Annotated in this window: 24 protein-coding genes and 1 tRNA gene; 16 read left to right on the forward strand and 9 right to left on the reverse strand. The window is 62.3% G+C overall.

The annotated features are described in order from the left end of the window. The first annotated feature begins 60 nt into the window (after positions 1 to 60). Genes tatA through tatC form a run of 3 tightly spaced genes read left to right on the forward strand, consistent with a single transcriptional unit; the run spans position 61 to position 1,723 of the window. Positions 61 to 297 carry a Sec-independent protein translocase subunit TatA gene (gene tatA, locus KFO72_RS26110; protein ID WP_007731834.1) on the forward strand — a complete coding sequence of 79 codons (237 nt, stop codon included), beginning with the start codon at positions 61 to 63 and terminating at the stop codon, positions 295 to 297. Between the two features lie 55 nt (positions 298 to 352). Then, positions 353 to 901, forward strand: a complete 549-nt coding sequence (tatB, locus tag KFO72_RS26115) for a Sec-independent protein translocase protein TatB (RefSeq protein WP_225033364.1) — start codon at positions 353 to 355, stop codon at positions 899 to 901. Positions 902 to 943: 42 nt separating this feature from the next. Continuing rightward, positions 944 to 1,723: a twin-arginine translocase subunit TatC gene (tatC, locus tag KFO72_RS26120; protein WP_035988995.1), complete on the forward strand. Its 780-nt coding sequence runs from the start codon at positions 944 to 946 to the stop codon at positions 1,721 to 1,723. 134 nt (positions 1,724 to 1,857) lie between these two features. Here tatC and KFO72_RS26125 read toward each other — a convergent pair whose 3' ends face one another. Then, positions 1,858 to 3,066 carry a Do family serine endopeptidase gene (locus tag KFO72_RS26125; protein WP_225033365.1) on the reverse strand — a complete coding sequence of 403 codons (1,209 nt, stop codon included), beginning with the start codon at positions 3,064 to 3,066 and terminating at the stop codon, positions 1,858 to 1,860. 20 nt (positions 3,067 to 3,086) lie between these two features. Between KFO72_RS26125 and KFO72_RS26130 the strand changes: the two genes are divergently transcribed. The 8 genes from KFO72_RS26130 (at position 3,087) to KFO72_RS26165 (ending at position 9,496) form a co-directional block, all read left to right on the forward strand. Continuing rightward, positions 3,087 to 3,833: a Nif3-like dinuclear metal center hexameric protein gene (locus tag KFO72_RS26130; protein ID WP_054929109.1), complete on the forward strand. Its 747-nt coding sequence runs from the start codon at positions 3,087 to 3,089 to the stop codon at positions 3,831 to 3,833. 219 nt (positions 3,834 to 4,052) lie between these two features. Then, entirely contained in the window at positions 4,053 to 4,670 is a 618-nt protein-coding gene (gene petA, locus KFO72_RS26135; protein WP_054929108.1) for a ubiquinol-cytochrome c reductase iron-sulfur subunit, read from the forward strand. Further along, entirely contained in the window at positions 4,670 to 6,052 is a 1,383-nt protein-coding gene (locus KFO72_RS26140) for a cytochrome b (protein WP_225033366.1), read from the forward strand. The genes petA and KFO72_RS26140 overlap by 1 nt, the downstream gene beginning before the upstream one ends. 23 nt (positions 6,053 to 6,075) lie before the next feature. After that, positions 6,076 to 6,831, forward strand: coding sequence for a cytochrome c1 (locus tag KFO72_RS26145; RefSeq protein WP_054929107.1), 756 nt, complete (start codon positions 6,076 to 6,078; stop codon positions 6,829 to 6,831). A 95-nt stretch (positions 6,832 to 6,926) separates the two neighbouring features. Next, positions 6,927 to 7,538 carry a glutathione S-transferase N-terminal domain-containing protein gene (locus tag KFO72_RS26150; protein WP_006052302.1) on the forward strand — a complete coding sequence of 204 codons (612 nt, stop codon included), beginning with the start codon at positions 6,927 to 6,929 and terminating at the stop codon, positions 7,536 to 7,538. A 75-nt stretch (positions 7,539 to 7,613) separates the two neighbouring features. Further along, on the forward strand, positions 7,614 to 8,099 hold the full coding sequence (locus KFO72_RS26155) for a ClpXP protease specificity-enhancing factor (RefSeq protein ID WP_054929106.1): 486 nt from the start codon (positions 7,614 to 7,616) through the stop codon (positions 8,097 to 8,099). A gap of 26 nt (positions 8,100 to 8,125) precedes the next feature. Next, a tRNA-Thr gene (locus KFO72_RS26160) sits at positions 8,126 to 8,201 on the forward strand. Positions 8,202 to 8,350: 149 nt separating this feature from the next. Further along, on the forward strand, positions 8,351 to 9,496 hold the full coding sequence (locus KFO72_RS26165; RefSeq protein ID WP_225033367.1) for a methyltransferase: 1,146 nt from the start codon (positions 8,351 to 8,353) through the stop codon (positions 9,494 to 9,496). Between the two features lie 25 nt (positions 9,497 to 9,521). Here the strand turns inward: KFO72_RS26165 and KFO72_RS26170 are convergent, their stop codons facing one another. Next, the gene (locus KFO72_RS26170; RefSeq protein WP_225033368.1) at positions 9,522 to 10,790 is read right to left on the reverse strand and encodes a TIGR03862 family flavoprotein; all 1,269 of its coding nucleotides are present in this window, start codon (positions 10,788 to 10,790) and stop codon (positions 9,522 to 9,524) included. A gap of 270 nt (positions 10,791 to 11,060) precedes the next feature. Here KFO72_RS26170 and KFO72_RS26175 point away from each other — a divergent pair, with 270 nt between their 5' ends. Continuing rightward, the gene (locus KFO72_RS26175; RefSeq protein WP_054929103.1) at positions 11,061 to 11,273 is read left to right on the forward strand and encodes a DUF1059 domain-containing protein; all 213 of its coding nucleotides are present in this window, start codon (positions 11,061 to 11,063) and stop codon (positions 11,271 to 11,273) included. Positions 11,274 to 11,295: 22 nt separating this feature from the next. Here the strand turns inward: KFO72_RS26175 and KFO72_RS26180 are convergent, their stop codons facing one another. The 3 genes from KFO72_RS26180 to KFO72_RS26190 form a co-directional block, all read right to left on the reverse strand. Continuing rightward, complete coding sequence (locus KFO72_RS26180) at positions 11,296 to 12,840, reverse strand: UxaA family hydrolase (protein WP_225033369.1); 1,545 nt, start codon at positions 12,838 to 12,840, stop codon at positions 11,296 to 11,298. A gap of 22 nt (positions 12,841 to 12,862) precedes the next feature. Then, on the reverse strand, positions 12,863 to 14,152 hold the full coding sequence (locus tag KFO72_RS26185; RefSeq protein WP_035989029.1) for an MFS transporter: 1,290 nt from the start codon (positions 14,150 to 14,152) through the stop codon (positions 12,863 to 12,865). A gap of 426 nt (positions 14,153 to 14,578) precedes the next feature. Then, entirely contained in the window at positions 14,579 to 14,899 is a 321-nt protein-coding gene (locus tag KFO72_RS26190) for a hypothetical protein (RefSeq protein ID WP_007731784.1), read from the reverse strand. 393 nt (positions 14,900 to 15,292) lie between these two features. Between KFO72_RS26190 and KFO72_RS26195 the strand changes: the two genes are divergently transcribed. Next, positions 15,293 to 16,123 carry a class I SAM-dependent methyltransferase gene (locus KFO72_RS26195; RefSeq protein WP_054929101.1) on the forward strand — a complete coding sequence of 277 codons (831 nt, stop codon included), beginning with the start codon at positions 15,293 to 15,295 and terminating at the stop codon, positions 16,121 to 16,123. A 21-nt stretch (positions 16,124 to 16,144) separates the two neighbouring features. Here the strand turns inward: KFO72_RS26195 and KFO72_RS26200 are convergent, their stop codons facing one another. Together KFO72_RS26200 and KFO72_RS26205 are read right to left on the reverse strand one after the other, a co-directional pair. Next, positions 16,145 to 16,714 (reverse strand): DUF1415 domain-containing protein, encoded by a 570-nt coding sequence (locus tag KFO72_RS26200; RefSeq protein WP_224100685.1) that lies wholly within the window; start codon positions 16,712 to 16,714, stop codon positions 16,145 to 16,147. A 27-nt stretch (positions 16,715 to 16,741) separates the two neighbouring features. Continuing rightward, positions 16,742 to 17,374: a TetR/AcrR family transcriptional regulator gene (locus KFO72_RS26205; RefSeq protein ID WP_225033371.1), complete on the reverse strand. Its 633-nt coding sequence runs from the start codon at positions 17,372 to 17,374 to the stop codon at positions 16,742 to 16,744. A 168-nt stretch (positions 17,375 to 17,542) separates the two neighbouring features. On the opposite strand from KFO72_RS26205, the gene KFO72_RS26210 reads away from it, so the two are divergent. Continuing rightward, positions 17,543 to 18,826 (forward strand): MFS transporter, encoded by a 1,284-nt coding sequence (locus tag KFO72_RS26210; RefSeq protein WP_224100684.1) that lies wholly within the window; start codon positions 17,543 to 17,545, stop codon positions 18,824 to 18,826. Between the two features lie 184 nt (positions 18,827 to 19,010). Beyond that, on the forward strand, positions 19,011 to 19,604 hold the full coding sequence (locus KFO72_RS26215) for a nitroreductase family protein (protein ID WP_060602449.1): 594 nt from the start codon (positions 19,011 to 19,013) through the stop codon (positions 19,602 to 19,604). Positions 19,605 to 19,683: 79 nt separating this feature from the next. Here the strand turns inward: KFO72_RS26215 and KFO72_RS26220 are convergent, their stop codons facing one another. Beyond that, positions 19,684 to 21,153 (reverse strand): MFS transporter, encoded by a 1,470-nt coding sequence (locus tag KFO72_RS26220; RefSeq protein ID WP_224100683.1) that lies wholly within the window; start codon positions 21,151 to 21,153, stop codon positions 19,684 to 19,686. A gap of 262 nt (positions 21,154 to 21,415) precedes the next feature. Between KFO72_RS26220 and KFO72_RS26225 the strand changes: the two genes are divergently transcribed. Beyond that, positions 21,416 to 22,684, forward strand: coding sequence for an Hsp70 family protein (locus KFO72_RS26225; RefSeq protein ID WP_060599624.1), 1,269 nt, complete (start codon positions 21,416 to 21,418; stop codon positions 22,682 to 22,684). Positions 22,685 to 22,778: 94 nt separating this feature from the next. Here KFO72_RS26225 and KFO72_RS26230 read toward each other — a convergent pair whose 3' ends face one another. Next, entirely contained in the window at positions 22,779 to 22,982 is a 204-nt protein-coding gene (locus KFO72_RS26230; protein ID WP_007731769.1) for a cold-shock protein, read from the reverse strand. Positions 22,983 to 23,498 lie beyond the last annotated feature (516 nt).

The raw sequence follows: 23,498 nt of genomic DNA on the forward strand, positions 1-23,498 counted from the left end.
CAGCCGCAAGGCGCATAGTCGCCGTCGCCAGGCACGACGGTGGGGGTTAAGGAGATTTTCATGGGTTCGTTGAGTATTTGGCATTGGCTGATCGTTCTGCTGATCGTCGCACTGGTGTTCGGCACGAAGAAGCTGCGCAATATCGGCACTGATCTGGGCGGCGCGGTGAAGGGCTTCAAGGAAGGCATGAAGGACGGCGAAACGCCTGAAGGCCAGCAGCGCGACCAGCTTTCGCGCACCAATACCGTCGATGTCGACGCAAAGGAAAAGGCGCCGCATTCCGGCGATTCCCGCTAATCCGGCGCCAGCCGAGCTTGCGCTGACACGCGCGCACTGACGGGAAGCCCTATCCATGCTGGACCTCGGTTTAACCAAGATGGCGTTGATCGGCGTGGTCGCGCTGGTCGTGCTCGGCCCCGAACGCCTGCCGCGCGTGGCTCGCACGGCGGGCGCGCTGTTCGGCCGCGCGCAGCGCTATATCAACGACGTGAAGGCCGAAGTCACGCGTGAAATCGAACTCGACGAATTGCGTCGCATGAAGACCGAGTTCGAATCGGCGGCGCATAACGTCGAAAGCACGATTCACGACAACATGCGCAAGCACGAGACGGAACTGAACGAAGCGTGGACGCAGGGCACGTCGGTGTCGCCGAGTATTGCGGGCGGCGCGACCGACAGCCTGATGAGCGCGACCGACGGTTCCGCCACCACAACGGGCGGGACGTCGTGGCGCAGCACCGACGCCGCCGCGTCCAAACGCAAAAACTGGCGCTTGAAGCAGGCGGCCACGCCAAACTGGTACAAACGCGCGACGTTGCGGCGTACGCGCGTACAGTCGGGCGCCGCGCGCGTCGCGCGCCATACGCCCGTCAGCCTGCGTCGGCCGACACGTTTTTTCTGATCGTCCGATGTCCCGCGCATCAATCTCTTACCGAGGGCCGGCGTGAGCGACCCCCAAAACCAGAACGAAGGCACTGAAGAGACCTTCATCTCGCATCTCGTCGAACTGCGCGACCGCATCATCCGCGCGGGCATTTCGGTGATTGTCGTGTTCGTCGGGCTCGTCTACTGGGCGCCCGACATCTTCCGGCTGCTCGCGCGTCCGCTGATGAACAATCTGCCGAAGGATGGCAAGATGATCGTCACCGACGTCACCGGCTCGTTCTTCGTGCCGATGAAAGTGACGATGCTCGTCGCCTTCGTGATCGCGCTGCCAATCGTGCTGTACCAGATCTGGGCGTTCGTCGCGCCGGGTTTGTACCAGCACGAGAAGAAGCTGGTCGGTCCGCTGGTCGGCAGCAGCTATACGCTGTTTCTGTGCGGGATGGCGTTCGCGTATTTCGTCGTGTTTCCGACTATTTTCCGCGTGATGGCGCACTACAACGCGCCGCTTGGCGCGGAGATGACCACCGATATCGACAATTACCTGAGTTTCGTGCTGACGATGTTCCTCGCCTTCGGCGTGACGTTCGAAGTGCCGATCGTCGTCGTGCTGCTCGTACGCATGAACGTGCTGACGATCAAGAAGCTCAAGGAGATCCGGCCGTATGTGATCGTCGGCGCGTTCGTGATCTCGGCCGTGGTGACGCCGCCCGACGTGTTCTCGCAGCTGATTCTCGCGATCCCGCTGATCGTGCTGTACGAAGCGGGCATCATCGCGGCGCGGCTCTTCGTCAGCAAGCCGGTTGCCACGGCTGAAAACGAGGGCGGGGCGGCAAGCTGAGCGAACCTCGTGCCGCTCGGGCCGCGCCCGACAGCAAAAAGGGCAGTGCTCCGTTGGAGACTGCCCTTTTTGTTTGACTTCGCTAATTCGCTAATTCGCTAATTCGCTAACTGAGCGGCCGACCGATTGATCGCTCAACCACCATCGTCGTCATCGCCTTCGTCCGAAGGCTGCTTCGGCGGCGGCGGGCGCTTGCCGATCATCACGTTCAGATCCATTTCCTTGTTCTTGCGCACCAGATGCACCTTCGCGTCGGTGCCGGGCTTGATCTGCGCGATTACGTTCAGGAGACGCGTGGTGTCGGTGATGTCCAGGCCGTTGACCGACACCAGAATGTCGCCGGGCTTGATGCCTGCCTTGTCGGCGGGGCCGCCCTTGAGTACGCCCGCGACGATCGCGCCCGACTTCTGATCGAGCCCGAACGATTCTGCGATCTCCGGCGTCACGTCCTGCGGCTCGACGCCGATCCAGCCGCGCGTCACGGTGCCCGTCGTGATGATGCTTTCGAGCACGCTGCGCGCCGTTGAAACGGGAATCGCGAAACCGATGCCGAGCGAGCCGCCCGAGCGCGAGTAGATCGCCGTATTGATGCCGAGCAGGTTACCGTTCACGTCGACGAGCGCGCCACCCGAGTTGCCGGGATTGATCGGCGCGTCGGTCTGGATGAAGTTTTCGAATGTATTGATGCCGAGGTGATTGCGGCCGAGCGCGCTGACGATGCCCATCGTCACCGTCTGCCCGACGCCGAACGGATTGCCGATCGCGAGCACCACATCGCCGACGCGCGTCTGGTCCATGCGGCCGAGCGTGATGGTGGGAAGGTTGGTCATGTTGACCTTCAGCACGGCAAGATCGGTCTCGGGATCGACGCCGATCACCTTCGCGTTCGTCGTGCGTCCGTCGGCGAGCGCGATTTCGATCTGATCGGCGCCGTCCACGACGTGCTGGTTCGTTAGAATGTAACCTTCCGAACTCACGATAACGCCCGAGCCGAGATTGGCTGCGGGTTGCTCTTGCTGCTTTTTGTTCTTGTCGCCGAAGAAGTAGCGGAACAGCGGATCTTTGGCGCGCGGGTCGGGCGGAAGCGAGCCGTCCTTGCTGGAGAACACGTTGACGACGGCAGGCATCGCCTTTTGCGCCGCGTCCGCGTAGGAATTCTGGACATTGCCCCCGCTGCCGATCCCGGGTGCCACTTCTCGGAGCGCGACGATCGGCTCGGCCAGTTGCTTACCGAACTGCCCTTGACGCTGCAGCCATTGCGGTTTGAGGGTCGCAATGATGAACATCAGCGCCAGCAGCACGGTCACCGCCTGGGCGAAGAACAGCCAAAAGCGTCTGAGCATCTGAAAAATTAGAGGGTGATATGGATCGGATCGAACTCGAATTGTACTTGAACAATCTCCTTGAAACTTCGCGGTTCAAGGACTATTGCCCCAATGGTCTGCAGGTCGAAGGGCGGCGCAAGGTCGAGAAAATCGCGACGGGCGTGACCGCGTCGCTGGCCTTTCTGGAGGCCGCGCTGGAGTGGGGCGCGGACGCCGTGCTGGTCCATCACGGCTACTTCTGGCGCAACGAGGCGCCGCAGATCACCGGCCGCAAATATCAGCGGCTCAAGGCGCTGCTCGCGAACGACCTGAATCTGTTCGCTTTTCATCTGCCGCTGGACGATCATCCGCTGTACGGCAACAACGCGCAGCTCGGCGCGAAGTTCGGTCTGATCGCCGACGGCCGTTTCGGCGACAACGACATCGGCTGGATGAGCACGTTGCCGATGCCGATCACGCTCGCGCATTTCACCGCAGAGGTCGAGCAGACCCTCGGCCGCACGCCGCTCGTATTCGGCGACCCGGACAAGAGCTTGCGCCGCGTCGCGTGGTGCACGGGCGCGGCACAGGGCTATTTCGACGCGGCGATCGACGCCGGCGCGGACGTCTATCTGACGGGGGAAATCTCCGAGCCGACCGTGCACACGGCGGCGGAAAGCGGTGTAGCGTTCATCTCGGCCGGTCATCACGCGACCGAGCGCTACGGCGTGCAGGCGCTGGGCGCGCATCTGTCCGAGCAGTTCGAGCTCGAACACCTTTTTATCGATATTCATAATCCAGTTTGAATGCTGGCCGGATTAGGCGCAGAAAAGGATTGAAAAACGGAGGAAATGCTTAATAAAAGCCGTGAAAATGTTTGCGATCCGTGCGGGGAAACCCTGATTTATCAATGACTTCGCACGGTTTTTGGCAATCGGCCCTTGTAAATGCCGACTCCATTCGAGCAAACTAGCGGCGGTAGACCCGACGTGAAGGAAAAATCCAACTCAGAAGTGGGGCGTGTGATGCGAGACAAGGAAGATGAACGCGTCGATGGCGGCCGCCGTTCCTGGCTGATTGCGACGACCGTAGCAGGTGGCATCGGAGGAGTCGCCACCGTCGTACCCTTTGTTAGTTCGTTTGCACCATCCGAAAAAGCCAAAGCGGCGGGAGCCCCCGTCGAAGTCGATATCTCCAACCTCAAGCCCGGCGACATGATGACGGTCGCATGGCGAGGCAAGCCCGTCTGGATCATCAATCGCACCGACAAGCAGTTGGCCGACGTCCAGAAGGCCGACAAGGAAGTCGCCGATCCGGAAAGCAAGAACCCGTTTTCGATGCCGGAGCCGGACTACACCAAGAACGAGTTTCGCTCGCGTCCCGAGCACAAGAATCTTTTCGTTGCTGTCGCGGTGTGCACCCATCTGGGCTGCACGCCGACTCCACGCTTTCAGGAAGGCGCGCAGCCCAATCTTCCCGATGACTGGCCGGGCGGTTTTCTCTGTCCCTGCCACGGCTCGACCTACGACATGGCCGGCCGCGTCTTCAAGAACAAACCTGCGCCGCAAAACCTCGACATCCCGCCTTACATGATCACCGGCAACACGCTCGTGATCGGCAAGGACGAGAAAGGAGAAGCGTAATGGCGACGACCGAAAAAGAGGTAGAAACAACGGGACTCGCGGGCTGGATCGATCGCCGCTTTCCGATGACGGCGACCTGGAAAGCGCACGTCTCCGAGTACTACGCGCCGAAGAACTTCAACTTCTGGTACTTCTTCGGCTCGCTGGCGCTGCTGGTGCTGGTCAATCAGATCGTCACGGGCATCTTCCTGACGATGAACTACAAGCCCGATTCGCTGCTCGCGTTCGCATCGGTCGAGTACATCATGCGCGAGGTGCCGTGGGGCTGGCTGATCCGCTACATGCACTCCACGGGCGCGTCGATGTTCTTCGTGGTCGTGTATCTGCATATGTTCCGCGGGCTGCTGTATGGGTCGTACCGTAAACCGCGCGAACTGGTGTGGATCTTCGGCTGCGCGATTTTCCTGTGCCTGATGGCCGAAGCGTTCTTCGGCTATCTGCTGCCGTGGGGCCAGATGTCGTACTGGGGCGCACAGGTCATCGTCAACCTGTTCTCGGCAATTCCGTTTATCGGCCCGGACCTGTCGCTGTGGATTCGCGGCGACTACGTCGTGTCCGACGTCACGCTGAACCGCTTCTTCGCGTTCCATGTGATCGCGATTCCGCTGGTGCTGCTCGGGCTGGTGGTGGCGCACATCGTCGCGCTGCATGAAGTGGGGTCGAACAACCCGGACGGCATCGAGATCAAGGCGAAGAAGGACGCGAACGGCATTCCGCTGGATGGCATTCCGTTCCACCCGTACTACTCGGTGCACGACTTCATGGGCGTGTGCGTGTTCCTGATGGTGTTCGCGGCGATCATCTTCTTCGCGCCGGAAATGGGCGGCTATTTCCTCGAGTCGAACAATTTCGTCCCGGCGAACCCGCTGCAAACGCCGCCGGAAATCGCGCCTGTCTGGTACTTCACCGCGTTCTACGCGATGCTGCGCGCCACGACCGACCCGTTCAAGATCGTGCTGATGATCGTGATCGGCCTGCTCGGGCTGTTCGCGCTGATCCGGGCGCGCGGCAAGTGGAAGCTCGGCCTTCCCGTGCTCGCCGTTCTGGTAATCCTCGCGATGGCGTTCACGGAATCCAAGTTCTGGGGCGTCGTGGTGATGGGCAGCGCGGTGGTGTCGCTGTTCTTCCTGCCGTGGCTCGACCGGTCGCCGGTGAAATCGATCCGCTACCGGCCGTTCTTCCACAAGGTGTTTTACGGGATCTTCGTGCTGGCCTTCCTGACGCTCGCGTTCCTCGGAACCAAGCCGCCGTCTCCGGCAGCGACGCTGATTGCGCAGATCTGCGCGCTGATCTATTTCGCGTTTTTCCTCGGCATGCCGTTCTGGACGCCGCTTGGCAAGTTCAAGCAGCCGCCCGAACGAGTGCGGTTCAAACCCCACTAACCGCGAGCCAGGAGAAAACGAAAATGAGAAAACTGCTTTCGACGCTCGCGCTGCTCGGTGCAACCGTGCTGGCGCTATCCGCGGCGTCCGTTCGCGCGGAAGGCGAATTCCCGCTCGACCGTGCGCCCGACAACGCGGACAATATTGCTTCGTTGCAGCACGGCGCCCAATTGTTTGTAAACTACTGCCTGAATTGTCATAGTGCGAACCTGATGCGCTACAGCCGATTGCAAGATATCGGTATTTCGCAGAAGGAAATTGAAAAAAACCTGCTGTTCACGACAGATAAAGTCGGTAACACGATGACGGTCGCCATGCGCCCCGACGACGCGAAAGCGTGGTTCGGTGCGACGCCGCCGGATCTGTCGGTGGAAGCGCGGGCAAGAAACCGCGACTGGCTGTATACGTATTTGCGCAGTTTCTACCGCGATGACACACGGCCGACCGGCTGGAACAATATGGTGTACGAGAACGTGAGCATGCCTCACGTGCTGTGGGAGCTTCAGGGGCAAAGAACGGCGAAGTTCGAAGACGAAATCGACGAACACACGAAGGAAAAGGTCAAGAAATTCGTGGGATACCAGCAGGTCACGCCGGGGGCGATGTCGCCGGTAGATTATGATTCTGCTGTGGCCGACCTCGTGTCGTACCTGTCATGGATGTCCGAACCGACGCAGAAGACCCGTCGCCAGCTTGGCGTGTGGGTGCTGCTGTTCCTGGGCGTTCTGAGCTTTTTCGCCTGGCGACTGAACGCCGCGTACTGGAAAGATATCAAATAGTCACACCGTAACGGGTGTGGGGCCGGCGCAAGGGAAGACCTGCATGACGGTTTTCCCGCTCGCTGGCCCTTTAAGTTTTTTGAGGAAACGCAAACATGATGGTTCTGTATTCCGGCACTACTTGCCCGTTCTCCCAGCGCTGCCGGCTGGTGTTGTTCGAAAAGGGCATGGACTTCGAAATCCGCGACGTCGACCTGTTCAACAAACCGGAAGACATCGCCGTGATGAATCCGTATGGTCAGGTGCCGATTCTCGTCGAACGGGATCTGATCCTGTACGAATCGAACATCATCAACGAGTACATCGACGAACGCTTCCCGCATCCGCAACTGATGCCCGCCGATCCCGTCCAGCGTGCTCGCGCGCGTCTGTTCCTGCTCAATTTCGAGAAAGAGCTGTTCGTCCACGTCGGCACGCTCGAAAACGAGAAGGGCAAGGCGGCTGAGAAGAACCACGAAAAGGCGCGCCTGGCTATTCGCGACCGCCTGACGCAGCTCGCACCGATCTTCCTGAAGAACAAGTACATGCTCGGCGAAGAATTCTCGATGCTCGACGTCGCGATCGCGCCGCTGTTGTGGCGTCTGGATCACTACGGCATCGAACTGTCGAAGAACGCCGCGCCGCTGATGAAGTACGCCGAGCGTATTTTCAGCCGTCCGGCCTATATCGAAGCGCTGACGCCGTCGGAAAAGGTGATGCGCCGCTGAGTTTGAGATTGGCATCGGGTGTGGCGCGCGGCGTTCCATTGCGGTTCGCGCGCCTGCCCGGCACAAGGACCGTTGATGCAAGAGATTTCCACGAAGCCGTACCTGCTGCGCGCGCTGTACGAATGGTGTACCGATAACGGCTATACGCCGCATATCGCGGTGCGTGTCGACAACCAGACGCGGGTGCCGCGCCAGTTCGTGCGCGACAACGAGATCGTGTTGAACATCAGCTTCGAGGCGACGAGCCAGCTGCAGATGGGCAACGAATGGATCGAGTTCAACGCGCGGTTCTCGGGCAAGTCGCACAAGATCGAGGTGCCCGTTGCCAACGTGCTCGCCATTTACGCGCGCGAGAACGGGCAGGGCATGGCGTTCCCGGTCGAATCGGCGGGCGGCGAGGCGACGGATTCCGAGGACGAAGAAGCCGTGATCGCCGAAGCGCCGGAAGCGGCGCCACAGGCTGCGGCTGCTGAGAAAGTCAGCGAAACCGATGAAGATCCGCGTCCCGACGACGACGGATCGAAAGGTGGCGGAAGAGGCCACCTCAAAGTCGTGAAATGAAGTAGAATCGCGGTCTCAAGTCTTACGCCGGCTTAGCTCATCAGGTAGAGCGCTTGACTTGTAATCATGAGGTGGCGGGTTCGAGTCCTGCAGCCGGCACCAGTATCAAAAAACGGGTTACACGGGCATTCCGTGTAACCCGTTTTTCTTTGGTCCACTCCACAGTCTCCCGTTCAGTCGTCCTCAAACGTCTCATCCCTCCAAAACGGACACGATGTCGACGAGGCCCAACGGTTCAATAGAATACGGACATGACCAATTTCCCCACCCTGACCTGGCCCGAAGCCGACGGCCCGCAATCCGCGCGCTGGCGCTCGGAAGCCGCCGTTCCGCCCGCGAAGCGCGTCGTGATCGCAGACGACCGCACGACAGCCGACGCCGCCTATCGCCTCGCCTGCGAGGGCACGGCGCTGCTCTGGCGCGGCGACTTCCAGAACGCGCGTCAGTTGCTGCAAGCGATGACCCGCCGGCTCGAACGCAAGCCGCGCAAACAGGTTGCTGAAACCCCGCTCGACGCCTTCAACCTGCACCGGCAAGCGCAGTCGCAACGCGCGCGCACGCTCGGCATGCTGCTGATTCCGCTCGAAGCCGACTACACCATTCCATTGCGCCGCGCGCCGAATGTCCAGCAGGCCTGCGAAGAAGTCTACGGCCCGCCTGCGCAGGAACCGTCCGTGGTCTCGTTGCGCGAACTGCTGGGTATGATCGGCGCGCACGAGTGGCGCAAGAAGGGCGTCGAGATTCCCGCTTTGCAGGAGCGCATCCATCCGTACTACGGCGTGTTTTCGCCCGTGCGCGGCGAATATGTCGATCTGGTCGCGCGAACGCCATTGCCTTCCGTCGAAAAGGCGTTCGATATCGGTGTCGGCACGGGCGTGCTGTCGGCGGTGCTCGCGAAGCGGGGCGTCAAGCGTATCGTCGCGACCGATCAGGACCCACGCGCGCTCGCTTGTGCAAAAGAGAACCTGACGCGGCTCGGCTACGACAGCCAGGTCGAGGTGATCGCGGCCGATCTGTTCCCCGAAGGCCGCGCACCGCTGGTCGTCTGCAATCCGCCGTGGGTGCCGGCGCGTCCGGCGTCGCCCGTCGAGAATGCCGTGTACGACTACGAAAGCCGGATGCTGCTTGGCTTTCTGAACGGACTCAGCGCTCATCTTTCACCGGGCGGCGAGGGCTGGCTGATCCTGTCGGACTTCGCGGAACATCTGGGCATGCGCACACGCGACTGGCTGCTGAGTGCAATCGACAATGCGGGTCTGGTCGTCGCCGGACGCGAGGACATCAAGCCGCGTCATCCGAAAGCAACGGATGCCGCCGATCCGCTGCACGCCGCGCGTAAAGCCGAAGTCACGTCGTTGTGGCGGCTCAAGGCCAAAAGAGCCACTACGAAGCCGTGACCTTGTGATCTGTTGATCCGGCGATCTAGCGCCGAACGATATAAGCCAGCGCGCCTTGTCCAGCGACAAGGCCGCTGGCGAAGCACGCAGTCAACAGATAGCCGCCCGTCGGCGCTTCCCAGTCGAGCATCTCGCCCGCGCAGAACGCGCCGGGCAGTTGGCGGAGCATCAACGCGTCATCGAGCGCCTCGAAGGGAATGCCGCCCGCACTGCTGATCGCTTCGTCGATGGGCCGTGCGTGAGTCAGCCGCAGCGGCAATGACTTGATGGCTTGCGCGAGCTTCGCGGCATCGGCGAAGTCTTCCTTCGACAGACACTCGTGCAGCAAGCCGAGCTTCACGCCCGTAATGCCGATACGGCTATGCAAATGACTCGACATCGAACGCGAGCCGCGCGGCCGCGTCACTTCGTCGATCACGCGCTGCGCGCTCAGGCCCGGCGCGAGATCGAGCGTTATCGTCGCTTCGCCATCGGCAAGCAGGCGGTCGCGAATCACTGAAGACAACGCATACACGAGGCTCCCTTCGATCCCCGTCGAGGTCACGACGAACTCACCTTGTCGATGCTGGACCGTGCCGTCCACGCTTTCGACGGCGATCGAAACCGGCTTCACCGGCTGGCCCGCGTAGCGTTCGCGGAAGTACCCGGTCCAGTTCGCGTCGAAGCCGCAGTTCGCGGGCAAGAGCGGCGCGACGGGAATCTCGCGTTGCTGCATCAACGTGACCCACGCGGCATCGGAGCCGAGCCGCGCCCAGCTGCCGCCGCCCAGTGCGAACACAACGGCATCGACGCTCACTTCGCGCTCGCCGTCGGGCGTCGCGAAACGCAAGCCGTGCATGCCGGACGAAGCGGGCGCAAGCCAGCCGATCCATTTATGCCGCATGTGAAATTGCACGCCCGCTTCCCGCAACCGATGCAGCCACGCGCGCAGCATCGGCGCCGCTTTCATGTCAGTCGGAAACACGCGGCCCGAACTGCCGACGAAGGTCGCGACGCCCAGTTCGTCGAGCCACGCGCGCAGCGCGTGCGGGCCGAACACATCGAGCAACGGCGCGATGTCGGCGCTGCGCTTGCCGTAGCGGCCGAGAAACGGCTCGATCGGCTCGGAGTGCGTGATGTTCATACCGCCTTTGCCCGCCATCAGAAACTTGCGTCCGACGGACGGCATCGCGTCATACACGTCGACGCGAGCGCCGCCGCGCGCCAGCGCTTCGGCGGCCATCAGCCCCGCAGGGCCGCCGCCGATGACGGCAACGCGGGCGTGATGCGTGGGGTGATCGGACGAATTCGGCATCGATGGAAAGTGACGTGAATGGCGGTGACATGCGCTCGGCGCGAAGGCCGGTATTGTCCCACCCGCCTGGAAGCGGGGCAAACCCGGTGCAGGCTGGCACACAGCGCGACCTATACTTTTCTCACGCACCTTCCTTGCCGGCGCACGCCGCGCCGCCCCGCCGCGCACGACTCACGCATTTTCGCCGCTGCCCGAAGCCTCGCGTCAAAGACGCCGGGGCGACGCCGACGCACGCGTTGCGCGCGGTCACTTTGATCTGAGGAGTCTGTCATGGGCCGCAAATACATCGATTGCCGCGAATGCCCGAGCGACATCAACTGCACGGTCGCCCTGTGCGCAGATTCGGAAACCGAACTGCTCGAAGCCGCCGTCGCGCATGCGATGCAGGCGCACAAGCACAGCGACTCGCCCGAACTGCGCGCGCAACTGAAGTCCATGTTCCACGACGGCACCCCGCCGCTCGGCGCGCCTGCCGCCGCATGACGTCAGTCCCGTCAGTCCGCGCTCAGGTCACCACGCCGACTTGCCACGGCACGAACTCGTTCTGTCCATAGCCGTGCAGTTCGCTTTTCGAGCGCGTACCTGACGCGCAGTCGAGCATCATCTGAAAGATGTCCGCGCCGAGCTGATCGATGGATGTCGTGCCGTCGATCACGCCGCCGCAGTTGATGTCGATGTCTTCTTCCTGGCGTTCCCACAGCGCGGTGTTGGTCGCGAGCTTCAACGAGGGCGACGGCGCGCAGCCATAAGCGGAGCCGCGCCCGGTGGTGAAGCAGATCAGGTTCGCGCCCGACGCGACCTGGCCCGTCGCGGACATCGGGTCGTAGCCGGGCGAATCCATGAACACGAAGCCCTTCGCGTGAATCGGCTGCGCGTACTCGTACACATCGACGAGATTGGTCGTGCCGCCCTTCGCCACCGCGCCGAGCGACTTTTCGAGGATAGTCGTCAAGCCGCCGACCTTGTTACCCGCCGACGGATTGTTGTCGAGCGCCGCGCCGTTGCGCGCGCAGTAGTCCTGCCACCACGCGATGCGCGCCAGCAGCTTCTCGCCGACTTCGCGGCTTACCGCGCGGCGCGTGAGCAGATGCTCGGCGCCGTAGACTTCGGGCGTCTCCGACAGTATTGCCGTGCCGCCATGCTGCACGAGCCGGTCGACGGCCGCGCCCAGCGCCGGATTCGCCGAGATGCCCGAATAGCCATCCGAGCCGCCGCACTGCAAGCCGACCGTCAGATGCGACGCGCTCACCTTTTCTCGCACCGCGCGGTTTGCATCGGCGAGCATCTCGCGCACCATCGCGATGCCGCGTTCGATGGTCTTGCGCGTGCCGCCGCTGTCCTGAATCGTGAAGCTGCGCAGTTGCGCGGTGTTGTCGGCGAGACCGCCCGATTCGAGCACGCCGCCAATCTGGTTCGTCTCGCAGCCCAGCCCGACGAACAGCACGGAAGCGAAGTTCGGATGCGCGGCGTAGCCCGCGAGCGTGCGCTGCAGGATCGCCATGCCTTCGCCGCGCAGATCGACGCCGCAGCCAAGTCCATGTGTCAACGCGATCACACCGTCGACGTTTGGGAAAGCCGCGAGTTCTTCCGGATGCACGTCGCGCCGGAAATGATCGGCGATCGCGCGCGCGACGGTTGCCGAACAGTTCACGCTCGTCAGAATGCCGATGTAGTTGCGCGTCGCGACGCGGCCGTCCGCGCGACGGATGCCCATGAAATGCGCCGGCTCGCGGGCCGTGGCAGTCGGATGCGTGTCGACGCCGAATTCGTGCTCGCGGGCGAATTCGGCCATGCTCAGGTTGTGCGTGTGCACATGCTGACCGCGTGCGATCGCGTCGCGCGCGACACCGATGATCTGGTTGTAGCGCTTGACGGGCTCGCCCTTCGCGATCGCGCGCGTCGCGATCTTGTGGCCAGGCGGAATCAGACCCGTCACGACCAGATCCTCGGATTCGATGCGTGTGCCCGATACGAGCTGGCGCGTCGCGATGATCACGTCGTCGTTTGGATGAAGACGGATGGCGGCGTGCGCGGCGATGGCTGTCGACATGATTCGGTGCCTTATTGAAAGATCAAACGTGCGAGCGTTGCGCGCCTTCCGGCACGTAGGGGCGCTCGGGATCGGCGGGCAACGGCTCGATGCGGCCGACGATCACAAGATAGCTGAACGCGCCCAGAAAGCAGAAGCCGCCCGCGACGACCAGCGGAATCGTGAACGAGCCTTTGGTCAACGCGACCATGATGCCGGTGAACGTGGTGATGACGATTCCCGCCAGGTTCGACGCGAAATTCTGGATGCCGCTGATCGACGCGACGTGACGCGGCGTGGGCGCGACGTCGGCGGGCAGCGACCAGATGCTGGCGGCGGCGAACGCGAGGCTGCCGTACGCAATGCCGAAAAACGCGAGCATCAGATAAACATTCGACGTGAACGCCGACAGCGTGATCACTGACGACAGCAGCATGCCGCCGACCATGCACGTCTTGCGCGCGGCCGTGAGGCTCCAGCCGCGCCGGAACAGCGCATCCGACACCAGCCCGCCGATCCAGCCGCCCGGAATCGACATCAGCGCGGGAATCATGCCGAGCGTGCCGAGCGACTTCAGCGAAAAGCCGCGCGTCTGCACGAGATAGCTCGGAAACCACGTGATGAAGAAATAGATCACGAAGTTCAGGCAAAAGAAGCCGAGCATCATGCCCCACAGCGTGCGATGGCGGAACAGCGACGCCCACGTGACCTTGTCGGCGGCGCGCGCGGCGCGGGTATCGGGCACGACGTCGTGTTCGCCCGTCATGTCGCCATGCGCCGGGCTGCGGTAGATCGCGAGCCAGCCCAGAATCCACACCGCGCCGATGATCCCGGTGACGACGAACGACGCCTTCCAGCCAAGCGTGCCGATGATCAGCGCGACGACGGGTATCGACAGCGCCGAGCCGACGCGCGAACCGCTATCGAAGATGCTCGTCGCGAGCGCGCGCTGCGACGGCTTGAACCACTGGCTGACGAGCTTCGCGCACGACGGATACGCGCCCGCTTCGCCGACGCCGAGCATGAGCCGGCAGCCGAACATCCCCGCGACGCTGCTCGCGCCCGCCGTCGCCGCCGTGAACAACGACCACCAGCCGACCGCGAGCGGCAACGCGATGCGCGCACCGACGCGATCGACAAACCAGCCGAACGGCATCTGCATCAGCGCGTAAGTCCAGAAAAAGCCGCTCAGGATGAAGCCCATCTGCGCGGGTCCGATGCCGAGCGCCTTCTGGATTTCAGGCGCGGCGACGGCCAGGTTCGCGCGGTCGATGTAGTTCACCGCGATAGCGAGAAAGCACAGCAAGATCACCACCCACCGCATTTTCCTCATGACGACGTCTCCTCCATTGGCGGCATCTGTCGTATGGTTGGCGCCCCTCGGCGATGCCGGTCCGGTGGCCGCTTTCCTACGGGCGTGCTGCGAGCGTGTGGCGGATGCTGTGTGTGCGCGTCCCGCTCTGGCGGCGGGACTGTCGTAGTGCCTGATTCGGACGGACAGGCGGCTTGCGTCTTATGCGCTTATTGAATTTGGGCCGAACCAGTTGGGCATGATAGGAGTCATCGCGTGCAGGCGCATGCTGCGACGCAGCGGCCTCAGCATTTGAGACGCGAGGGGAAAGGGAAGTGACGCGCAAGTGTCGCGTGCGCCGAGGCGCAAAACCTTGGCCAAAGGCCGTCGCAAGCGGCGCCGAGCTGCAGCAGACGTGGAAAAGTGGAAAGACGGCTGCGCGAGCAGGCCGCGCAGCCGTCGGCGGACTCAGCCCGGATAGGCTTCGTCGACTTTGAGTCCGGCCAGTTTGAAGATTACGCGCAGCGTCTGAGGCTTGATGTCGCGGCGCGACGCGAGCGTCGTCATCACGAAGTCCAGCACTTTCGCGTATTTGAGCAGGGTCAGGCACGTCTCCATATCGACGCTGCCGTCGCGCATGACTTCCGCGAGCCGCAGCATCTCGACCGAGATGTCGCGCGCCATTTCGAGTTCCAGTTGCTGCTTTTCTGTCCACTCGGGCGTGGCCAGCAGCTTCGCCATGAGCTCCTGAAACTTCTGCTCGGCGTTTCCGTTGGGTGTCGTATCCATTTACCGCCTCATCAGATCCGAGCGCGCTTCGTAGCAGTCCCGGCGCACTTCAGGTTACGTAACGTTCGAACCTTTGTTCCGGCTCGACCTCCCCCAGGCGTACCGGCGGTTCTTCGACGTTGCAGTAACCGGTAGCTTGTCTTTCTTTATGCGTTCTGCAAGCCGCGATGCGCTATCTGGCTCGCATCTGACGACTGCCTTGCGACACACATGCTCAGCATGCTCGAACCCGGGCAATGCTCACGCACGAACTATTCCAGGCGGGGTGCGGTGTCGCTGTCCGCGCGCAAGAATCGGGACCGTCCTTCGCGCTTTGGGTAAACTGACAGACACTTCTCCCTTTTTCCGTCACCTGACGCACGTTCGCGATGCAATCGGTGGCACGCTCATTCGATGTCCAGCAAATCCTACGAAGTCCGTCCTAACCAGTCCGTCGAGCTACTGAAGGAACTCCATATCCTCACGCGCGACGGCAAGATGAATCAGGACAGCCGCCGCAAGCTCAAGCAGGTCTACCACCTGTTTCAGTTCATCGAGCCACTGCTCCAAGACGTGAAAGAGACGAAAGGCGAACTGTCCCTTGTTGATCACGGCGCGGGCAAGTCCTACCTCGGCTTTATTCTCTACGACCTGTTCGTCAAGGAACTGCGGGATAACTCGCATATCTACGGCATTGAGACGCGCGAGGAACTCGTCTCGAAGTCAGAAGCGCTTGCGGCACGCCTCGGCTTCAAGGGTATGTCGTTTCTTAATCTTTCCGTAGCCGAATCGATCACATCGGACAAACTTCCGCCGAACGTGGACATCGTCACTGCCTTGCACGCGTGCGATACCGCCACCGACGACGCCATCCGCTTCGCGCTCGAAAAACATGCGAAATACATCGTCGTCGTGCCGTGCTGCCAGGCGGAAGTGGCGGGCGTGCTGCGCAGGAACAAGGGCAAGTCGCTGGCGAACGCATTGACGGAGATCTGGCGGCACCCGCTGCATACGCGTGAGTTCGGCAGCCAGATCACCAACGTGCTGCGTTGTCTGCAACTGGAAGCGCACGGCTATCAGGTCAACGTGACGGAGCTGGTCGGCTGGGAGCATTCGATGAAGAACGAGCTCATCGTCGCGACCTATAAGGATTTGCCGCGCCGGCGGCCCACCGAGCGGCTCAATGAAGTGATGGACACGCTCGGCATTGCGGAATTGCGCGAGCGGTTTTACGTCGAGGCTTGAGATCGGGCGAGCCGTAGCCAGTCAGTCTTTGGCCGGCTCGCTCATCCATGTGTGCCAGCCTTCACGGCCGAGACGGCGCAACGTTTCCATGTTGCGCTCGTAGATGTCGGCGGCGTCCGGAAAGGCGTCGACCGCGCGATCGATACTGGCTTCCCGCAGCAAATGCAGAATCGGATAGGGCGCGCGATTCGTGAAGTTTTCGATATCGTCCGGCTCGTGGCCTTCGAATTGATACTGAGGGTGAAAGCTGGCGATCTGCAGCGTGCCTTCGAGGCGCAGTTGCTTCAGCATCCGCTCCGCGAAGAACAGGCAGTCGTTGTATTCGAGGAATTCGCCGAGCGCGTGCGGAATGATCAGCAGCGTCGTGTCGATGGCGGCGGGATCGGCATCCGCCAAAGTGCGCAGTTCGGATTCCAGATCCGCCAATACGCCTTCCATGCCGGTCGCTTCGCTGATCGCGTAGCGAATCTGCTTCTTCACATGCACGGCCTTCGCGAATGGGCACAGGTTCAGCCCGATCACGGCTCGCGTCAGCCAGTGCCGCGTGGCGTCGAGAATGGCATTGTGCGAATCAGGGGACGTTGAAGACATGGCGGCGCAGCGGGAAAAGCAAAACCGCTATTCTACCGACGCCTCTCCACACGCCAGCGCGACAAGTTGCGCCGCCACTCGCGGCGCGACCGTAATGGGTCCACAACCCGGGCCGTATGTCTGGCTGGACGCGTAGATCCCTTCGATCAGCAATGCGAGCGCGTTTGCCAGCTCGCCCGGATCGCATGCGCCAGCCTCCGTGCAGAGCGCGTTGAGCCGCTCCATCAGCTTCGTCTTGTTGTTCAGCACGCAGAGCCGCGCCGGATGGGCGGGGTCCGGAAATTCCGCCGATACATTGACGAACGGACAGCCGCGATAGTCTTCTTTCGACGCGCGGAGCGCCAGATCCTCGAAATACTGGGCGATCTGCTTTTTCGGTTCACCGGGATGTTTGGCGAGACTTTCGTCGAAACGTCTGAAGAACTGCTCGTCCGACTGCTCCAGATACGCAACCACCAGATCGTCTTTCGAGGAGAACTGACGGTACAGACTCATCTTGTTGACGCCCGCCCGCTCGACGACGGCATCGACGCCCACCGCGCGCACGCCTTCCCTGTAGAACAGATCGGCGGCGGCGCGTAAGAGATGCTGCTGGGCTTCGGAACCGGCCGTTTGCGAACGACGGCTCAGCGCGCGTTTGGCGGTATCGGAATTAGCCATGATGGTGTTGTGGTCCTCGAGTCGACGTCTTGACATGTTACCGATCGGTAACTAACATCGCAACACCGATTGTGACAGGTCAGTCACAAATCCTTTACGAAAGCGGTAAAGATCAGATGCGGCTGGCATCGCAGCACTGTGAGCCGTGACGGCAACCTTGGAGAACCGATGAACTGGGCAGCAAGAATAATTGGTGGGCGTTTCCACTACGGCTGGCTAGCCGTGGCCGTGGTGTTTCTGGTGCTGCTGGCGGCGGCGGGCACACGGGCGACGCCGAGCGTGATGATGGTGCCGCTCGAACATGACTTCGGCTGGAGTCGCGCGACGATCTCGCTGGCCATTTCCGTGAACATCGCGCTGTACGGTCTGATGGGGCCGTTCGCGGCGGCCGCGATGCAGCGTTTCGGCGTGCGTCCGACCATTCTGACGGCGCTCGGCACGATGGCGGCGGGCGTCGGTCTGTCGTCGCTGATGACGCATCCGTGGCAGATGATTCTCGTGTGGGGCGTGATGGTCGGCGGCGCGACGGGCGTGGCGGCGCTGACGCTGTCGGCAACGGTCGTGAACCGTTGGTTCAGCACGCATCGCGGTCTCGTGATGGGCATTCTCACGGCTAGCTCGGCGACGGGCCAACTGGTGTTTCTGCCGTTGCTCGCGGCGATCGCGCAGCATCACGGCTGGCGGCCCGTCGTGTGGACGGTCGCGATCGCGGCGGCCCTCGTGCTGCCGCTGGTGGCGTTCCTGCTGCCGGAGCGTCCGGCCGACATGGCACTGCGTCCGTTCGGCGAACCTGCCGACTCGCCCGTCAAATCCGATATGAGCAAGCAGAATCCGCTCGCAATCGCGTTCGGCACGCTGGCAATGGCGAGCAAGACGCGCGACTTCTGGCTGCTGTTCTTCAGCTTCTTCATTTGCGGCGCGAGCACGAACGGCTACGTCGGCACTCATTTGATCGCGATGTGCGGCGACTACGGCATGACGGAAGTGCAGGGCGCTTCCCTGCTCGCGGCCATGGGCATTTTCGATCTGTTCGGCACGACGCTGTCGGGCTGGCTGTCGGACCGGTTCAACGCGCGCGTGCTGCTGTTCTGGTACTACGGGCTACGCGGCCTGTCGCTGATGTATCTGCCGCACGCGTTCGGCATCGACTTCTTCGGCTTGCCGCTGTTCGCGGTGTTCTACGGTCTCGACTGGATCGCGACCGTGCCGCCGACGGTCCGTCTCGCCACCGATGTGTACGGCAAGGACTCGGCGCCCGTGGTGTTCGGTTGGGTGGTTGCGGGTCATCAGCTCGGCGCGGCCTTCGCGGCGCTCGGCGCGGGCATGCTGCGCGCGAGTCTCGGCACGTACACGGTGGCGTCGATGATTTCCGGCGGACTGTGCATCATCGCGTCGATCATCGTGCTGCGGATCAACCGTGGTGAGCGGAGCGTAGCGGCGCAGGCCGTTTGATGCGGTAACCCGCTTCGAAGTGCGAAAGAGCGCGTCGCGGTCGAAGGCCGCGGCGCGCTTTTCTTATGTCTTTTCGCGTTTTAAATGTGCGCGACCAGCGGGGCGCGAACCGGACGGCTCGGGTTATGCTAGTGGGCCCTCGGGCCACTGCCCGCCGATCATGAATTTCGACCGAGAAATGCGCATGACCACCAAACCCGCACGCACCGACGTTCCCATTCATGACCTGATCGCCGGCCGCTGGAGCCCGCGCGCGTATTCGAGCGAGCCCGTGACGCGCGAGCAGCTGCGCACGGTGCTCGAGGCGGCGCGCTGGGCGCCTTCGTCGTACAACCTGCAGCCTTGGCGCTTCGTGGTGTTCGATCGCACCACGGACGACGTCTCCTTCAAGAAAGCTTTCGACACGCTCGTGCCCTTCAATCAGGGCTGGAATGCAAAGGCGCCGGTGCTGATCTGCGTGACGGCGCACACGCTGACGGCGAAGGGCGAAGTCAATCGTTGCGCGCCTTACGACGCGGGCGCGGCGGCGCTGTCGCTGGTGTTGCAGGCGCATGCACTCGGGCTCGCTGCGCATCAGATGAGCGGCTTCGACGTCAACGCATTCCGCAAGGCGTTCGCGGTGCCCGATGACATCGAGGTGATCGCGATGATTTCACTCGGCCATTACGGCGACGTCGACAAACTCGACCCGGTGCTGCGCGAGCGCGAAAAGGCGGCGCGCACGCGTGTGCCGCTCGGCGACATCGCTTTTGCGGGCGGATGGAACAAGGCGTTCTGAGTGGTTGTCAGCGCGTGAATGGTTCGACATGGAACGCGGCCGACGGCCGCGTTTTTTATTGCGCGGCGCTCTCCAGGGCTCATTCGTCATCGATCACGGATAGCGGCGCGGCGACGCTTTCGAGCGGCCGCCGTTCCGCGTCCACGCCCCAGATTGCCGCGATCACCGCGGCGGCCAGCATCAGCGCCGAGCCGACCAGATAACCCGAAAACACTTCGCTGCGCTGCTGCGTGTCGATCAGCCGGCCGAAAAACGCCGGCCCCGCGATACCGCCGAGCGCGGTACCGAACGCGTAGAACACCGCAATCGCGAGCGCACGGATTTCAAGTGGAAACGATTCGCTGACGGTCAGATACGCCGAACTCGCCGCCGCCGACGCGAAGAAGAAAATCACCATCCACGCGATGGTCTGCGTCGTCACGGTGAGCAATTGCTGTTCGAACAGGTAACCGCTCACGGTCAGCAGCAACGCCGAAATCGCGTAAGTCGCGGTGATCATCTTGCGGCGCCCGATCACGTCGAACAGCCTGCCGATCAGCAGCGGACCCGCGAAATTGCCGAGCGCGAACGGCAGGATGTACCAGCCGACATGGTCGCCGGGCACGTGATAGAAATCGGTCAACACCAGCGCGTAGGTGAAGAAAATCGCGTTGTAGAAGAACGCTTGCGCCGTCATCAGCGACAGCCCGACCAGCGCCCGGCGCCGGTGCACCATGAACAGCGTATGGAAGACCTCGCGCAGCGTGGTGTGTTCGCGGGCGCGCAGGCGCAGGCGCATGAGTGCATCGTCGGCGAGCGCGTGATTTTCCGCGCGAAAGCGCGCCTCGATCCCTTCGACTATTTCGCGCGCTTGCCTTTCGTCACCGTGCGTGAGCAGCCAGCGCGGACTTTCGGGTATCCATGCGCGCATCGGCAGGATTGCCAGGGCGAGCGCCGCGCCGATAAAGAAGCACGCGCGCCAGCCCCAGTCGCCGGGCAGCAGATGCGGGTCGAGCATCACCAGCGAACCGACCGCGCCAAGCGCCGCGCCGATCCAGAATGTGCCGTTGATCGCGAGATCGGTGTGTCCGCGCACGCGCGCGGGCGTGAATTCCTGGATCGTCGAATTGATGGCGGTGTACTCGCCGCCGATGCCCGCGCCCGTCAGGAAGCGAAACAGCAAAAAGCTCGTGAGATTCCACGAGAACGCGGTCGCCGCCGTCGCCGCGAGATACAGCGCGAGCGTGACGAAGAACAGCTTGCGCCTGCCGAGCCGGTCAGTCAGCCAGCCAAAGCCGAGCGCGCCCAGCACGGCGCCGGCGATATACGCGCTGCCGGCCAATCCCACGTCCGCGTTCGAGAAGCGCAACACCGCGCTCGACTTCAACGCGCTCGCGACGGAACCCGCGAGCGTCACCTCCAGCCCGTCGAGCAGCCACGTCACCCCGAGCGCGACGACGATCAGCGAATGGAAGCGGCCCCACGGCAGGCGGTCGAGCCGCGAAGGCAGATCGGTTTCGACGATGCTGGCCGGTTCGGCGCGAACCGTGGCGGCGGAAGGTTCCTGCATCGAGTCTCCTGAATGAGCGAGCCAAATGAGCCAAATGAGCGAGCCGATGCTCAGGCAAGATTTCTGAGGATTCTGTAAGCGGGCTTCGAACAGCGTATCCTGTCGGATTCATTCGAGCCCGGCGCGACCTTTCGATGAAGCAATTCGCATTCCCCATCGCCACTGCGTGCACGGTGCGCCGACGGTTGATGGTGTCACAGCTTTCATGTTACAAAGCCCGTCCCTTTTTCTGTGCGCGCCTGCGTGAGCGGCGAATCCTGCCATGACCTATTGCGCGATTGACTTCGGCACGTCGAATTCGGCAGTTGCCGTCCCGGTCGGCGCTTCGCCAGCCGGTCAGGCGGCGCTGAAGCTGGCGCCTGTCGAAGGCGCCTACACGACGCTGCCCACGGCCGTCTTCTTCAACACCGACGAAAACCGGCGCGAGTACGGCCGCGCGGCGCTGGAAGCGTATGTCGACGGCTTCGACGGCCGGCTGATGCGCTCGATGAAGAGCATCCTCGGCTCGGCACTCGCCGACAACAATACGGACCTCGGCGACGGCTCCGCGATCAAATACACCGACGTGATCGCGATCTTCGTCACGCATCTGAAGCGCTGCGCCGAACAGACGGCGGGTACGCCGATCAGCCGCGCGGTGCTCGGGCGCCCGGTGTTTTTCGTCGACGACGATCCGCGTGCCGATCAGCTCGCGCAGCAGCAGCTCGAAGCGGCGGCGCGCTCGATCGGTCTCAGCGAGATTCACTTCCAGTACGAGCCGATCGCGGCCGCCTTCGATTACGAAGCGCATCTGACGCAGGAAGGGCTGGTGCTGGTGGCCGATATCGGCGGCGGCACGTCGGACTTCTCGCTGGTGCGCGTCGGCCCGGAGCGGATGAAGCGTATCGAGCGCAAGGACGACGTGCTCGCGCATCACGGTGTGCACGTCGCCGGAACGGACTTCGACCGGCGCGTCGAGCTGGCGACGATCCTGCGCGAACTCGGCTATCAATCGCTCGACCCGGAAGGGCGCGAAGTGCCGAACCGTATTTACTTCGACCTCGCCACCTGGCATCTGATCAACACGATCTACACGCCAAAACGCGTGTCCGAACTCGGGTTGATGCGGCATCTGTATTCGGACACACGGCATCACGACCGGCTGATGCGCGTCGTGGAGCAGCGTTTCGGCCATGCGCTCGCGGCGCACGCTGAAGAAGCGAAGATTGGCGTGGCGGCGGGCGGCGAGACGCTGATCGATCTGGAAATCGTCGAGGAGGATTTGCGCCTCGCATTCGACGAAGCGCAACTGATCGCGGCGGGCAAGGACGAGACGCAGCGCATCGTCCAGGCCGCGCGCGATACCGTGCAGCGTGCGGGCGTCGCGCCGCGCGATGTCGATGCGCTGTACTTCACGGGGGGATCGACGGGACTGGCGTTCTTGTCGGGCGCGCTGGCTGCGGCGTTTCCTGATGCGCGTCCCGTATTCGGCGACCGTCTTGCCAGTGTTGCAACCGGGCTGGGTATTCACGCCCAGCGCGTATTCCAGTAAAGATTTTGGATTTCGCGCCGAAATCCCGATTAACCGCAGAAAAGAAAAAACCCCGCCTTGGCGGGGTTTTTCTGCGTCCGGAAGGAAGCTAAGCTTAGACCGGCTTGATGTTAGCGGCCTGCTTGCCCTTCGGGCCCGTCTTGACGTCGTAGGTAACCTTTTGGTTTTCCTGCAGCGTCTTGAAGCCTTCTACGCGGATTTCCGAGAAATGCGCGAACAGATCTTCGCCGCCGGCGTCCGGCGTGATAAAACCAAAGCCCTTTGCGTCATTGAACCACTTGACGGTACCGGTTTCCATATTACTGTTTCCTAAAAATGGTGAATAAGGCCGAAGCCCGAGGGTGCATGAAAATCAAGGAAGGGTAATAGGACCAACCGGAGTACCGTTGATGGGCGAACTACGAAAGAACCAATTCACTCGCCGCTTGAAATCCTGCCCGTCCTTTATACGGGCATTTCGAGAGAAGGTCAACCGTAATCTTTAAATCCTCATATGGATCGGGGATATTGGGTACTAAATTGCTTACAAAGCTTGCTATTTTCGCGGTTTTTTTGTAGGGCTCAATCGTATTTTGACTGCAATAGCGCGGTGCAACCGTTAAACTACGCCCCGCGCGCGGCCGGTTGCACCTGTGAAACAGAACTCGCAATCGCGTTCGCGATCGCTCGCCGTATGCCCTGGTCTTTCCTATGACTTCAAGCCGTGTCTTTAACGGCCGCGGCAGCGGCGTGCTTTCAGATATAGGAGAAGACGTGAAAAGTTCTATTCAACGGCACATTGGCCCATTCGCGCTGATGCTGACGGGGCTCGGCT

The organism is Paraburkholderia sp. XV, assembly GCF_020177535.1.
GTDB lineage: Bacteria > Pseudomonadota > Gammaproteobacteria > Burkholderiales > Burkholderiaceae > Paraburkholderia > Paraburkholderia caribensis.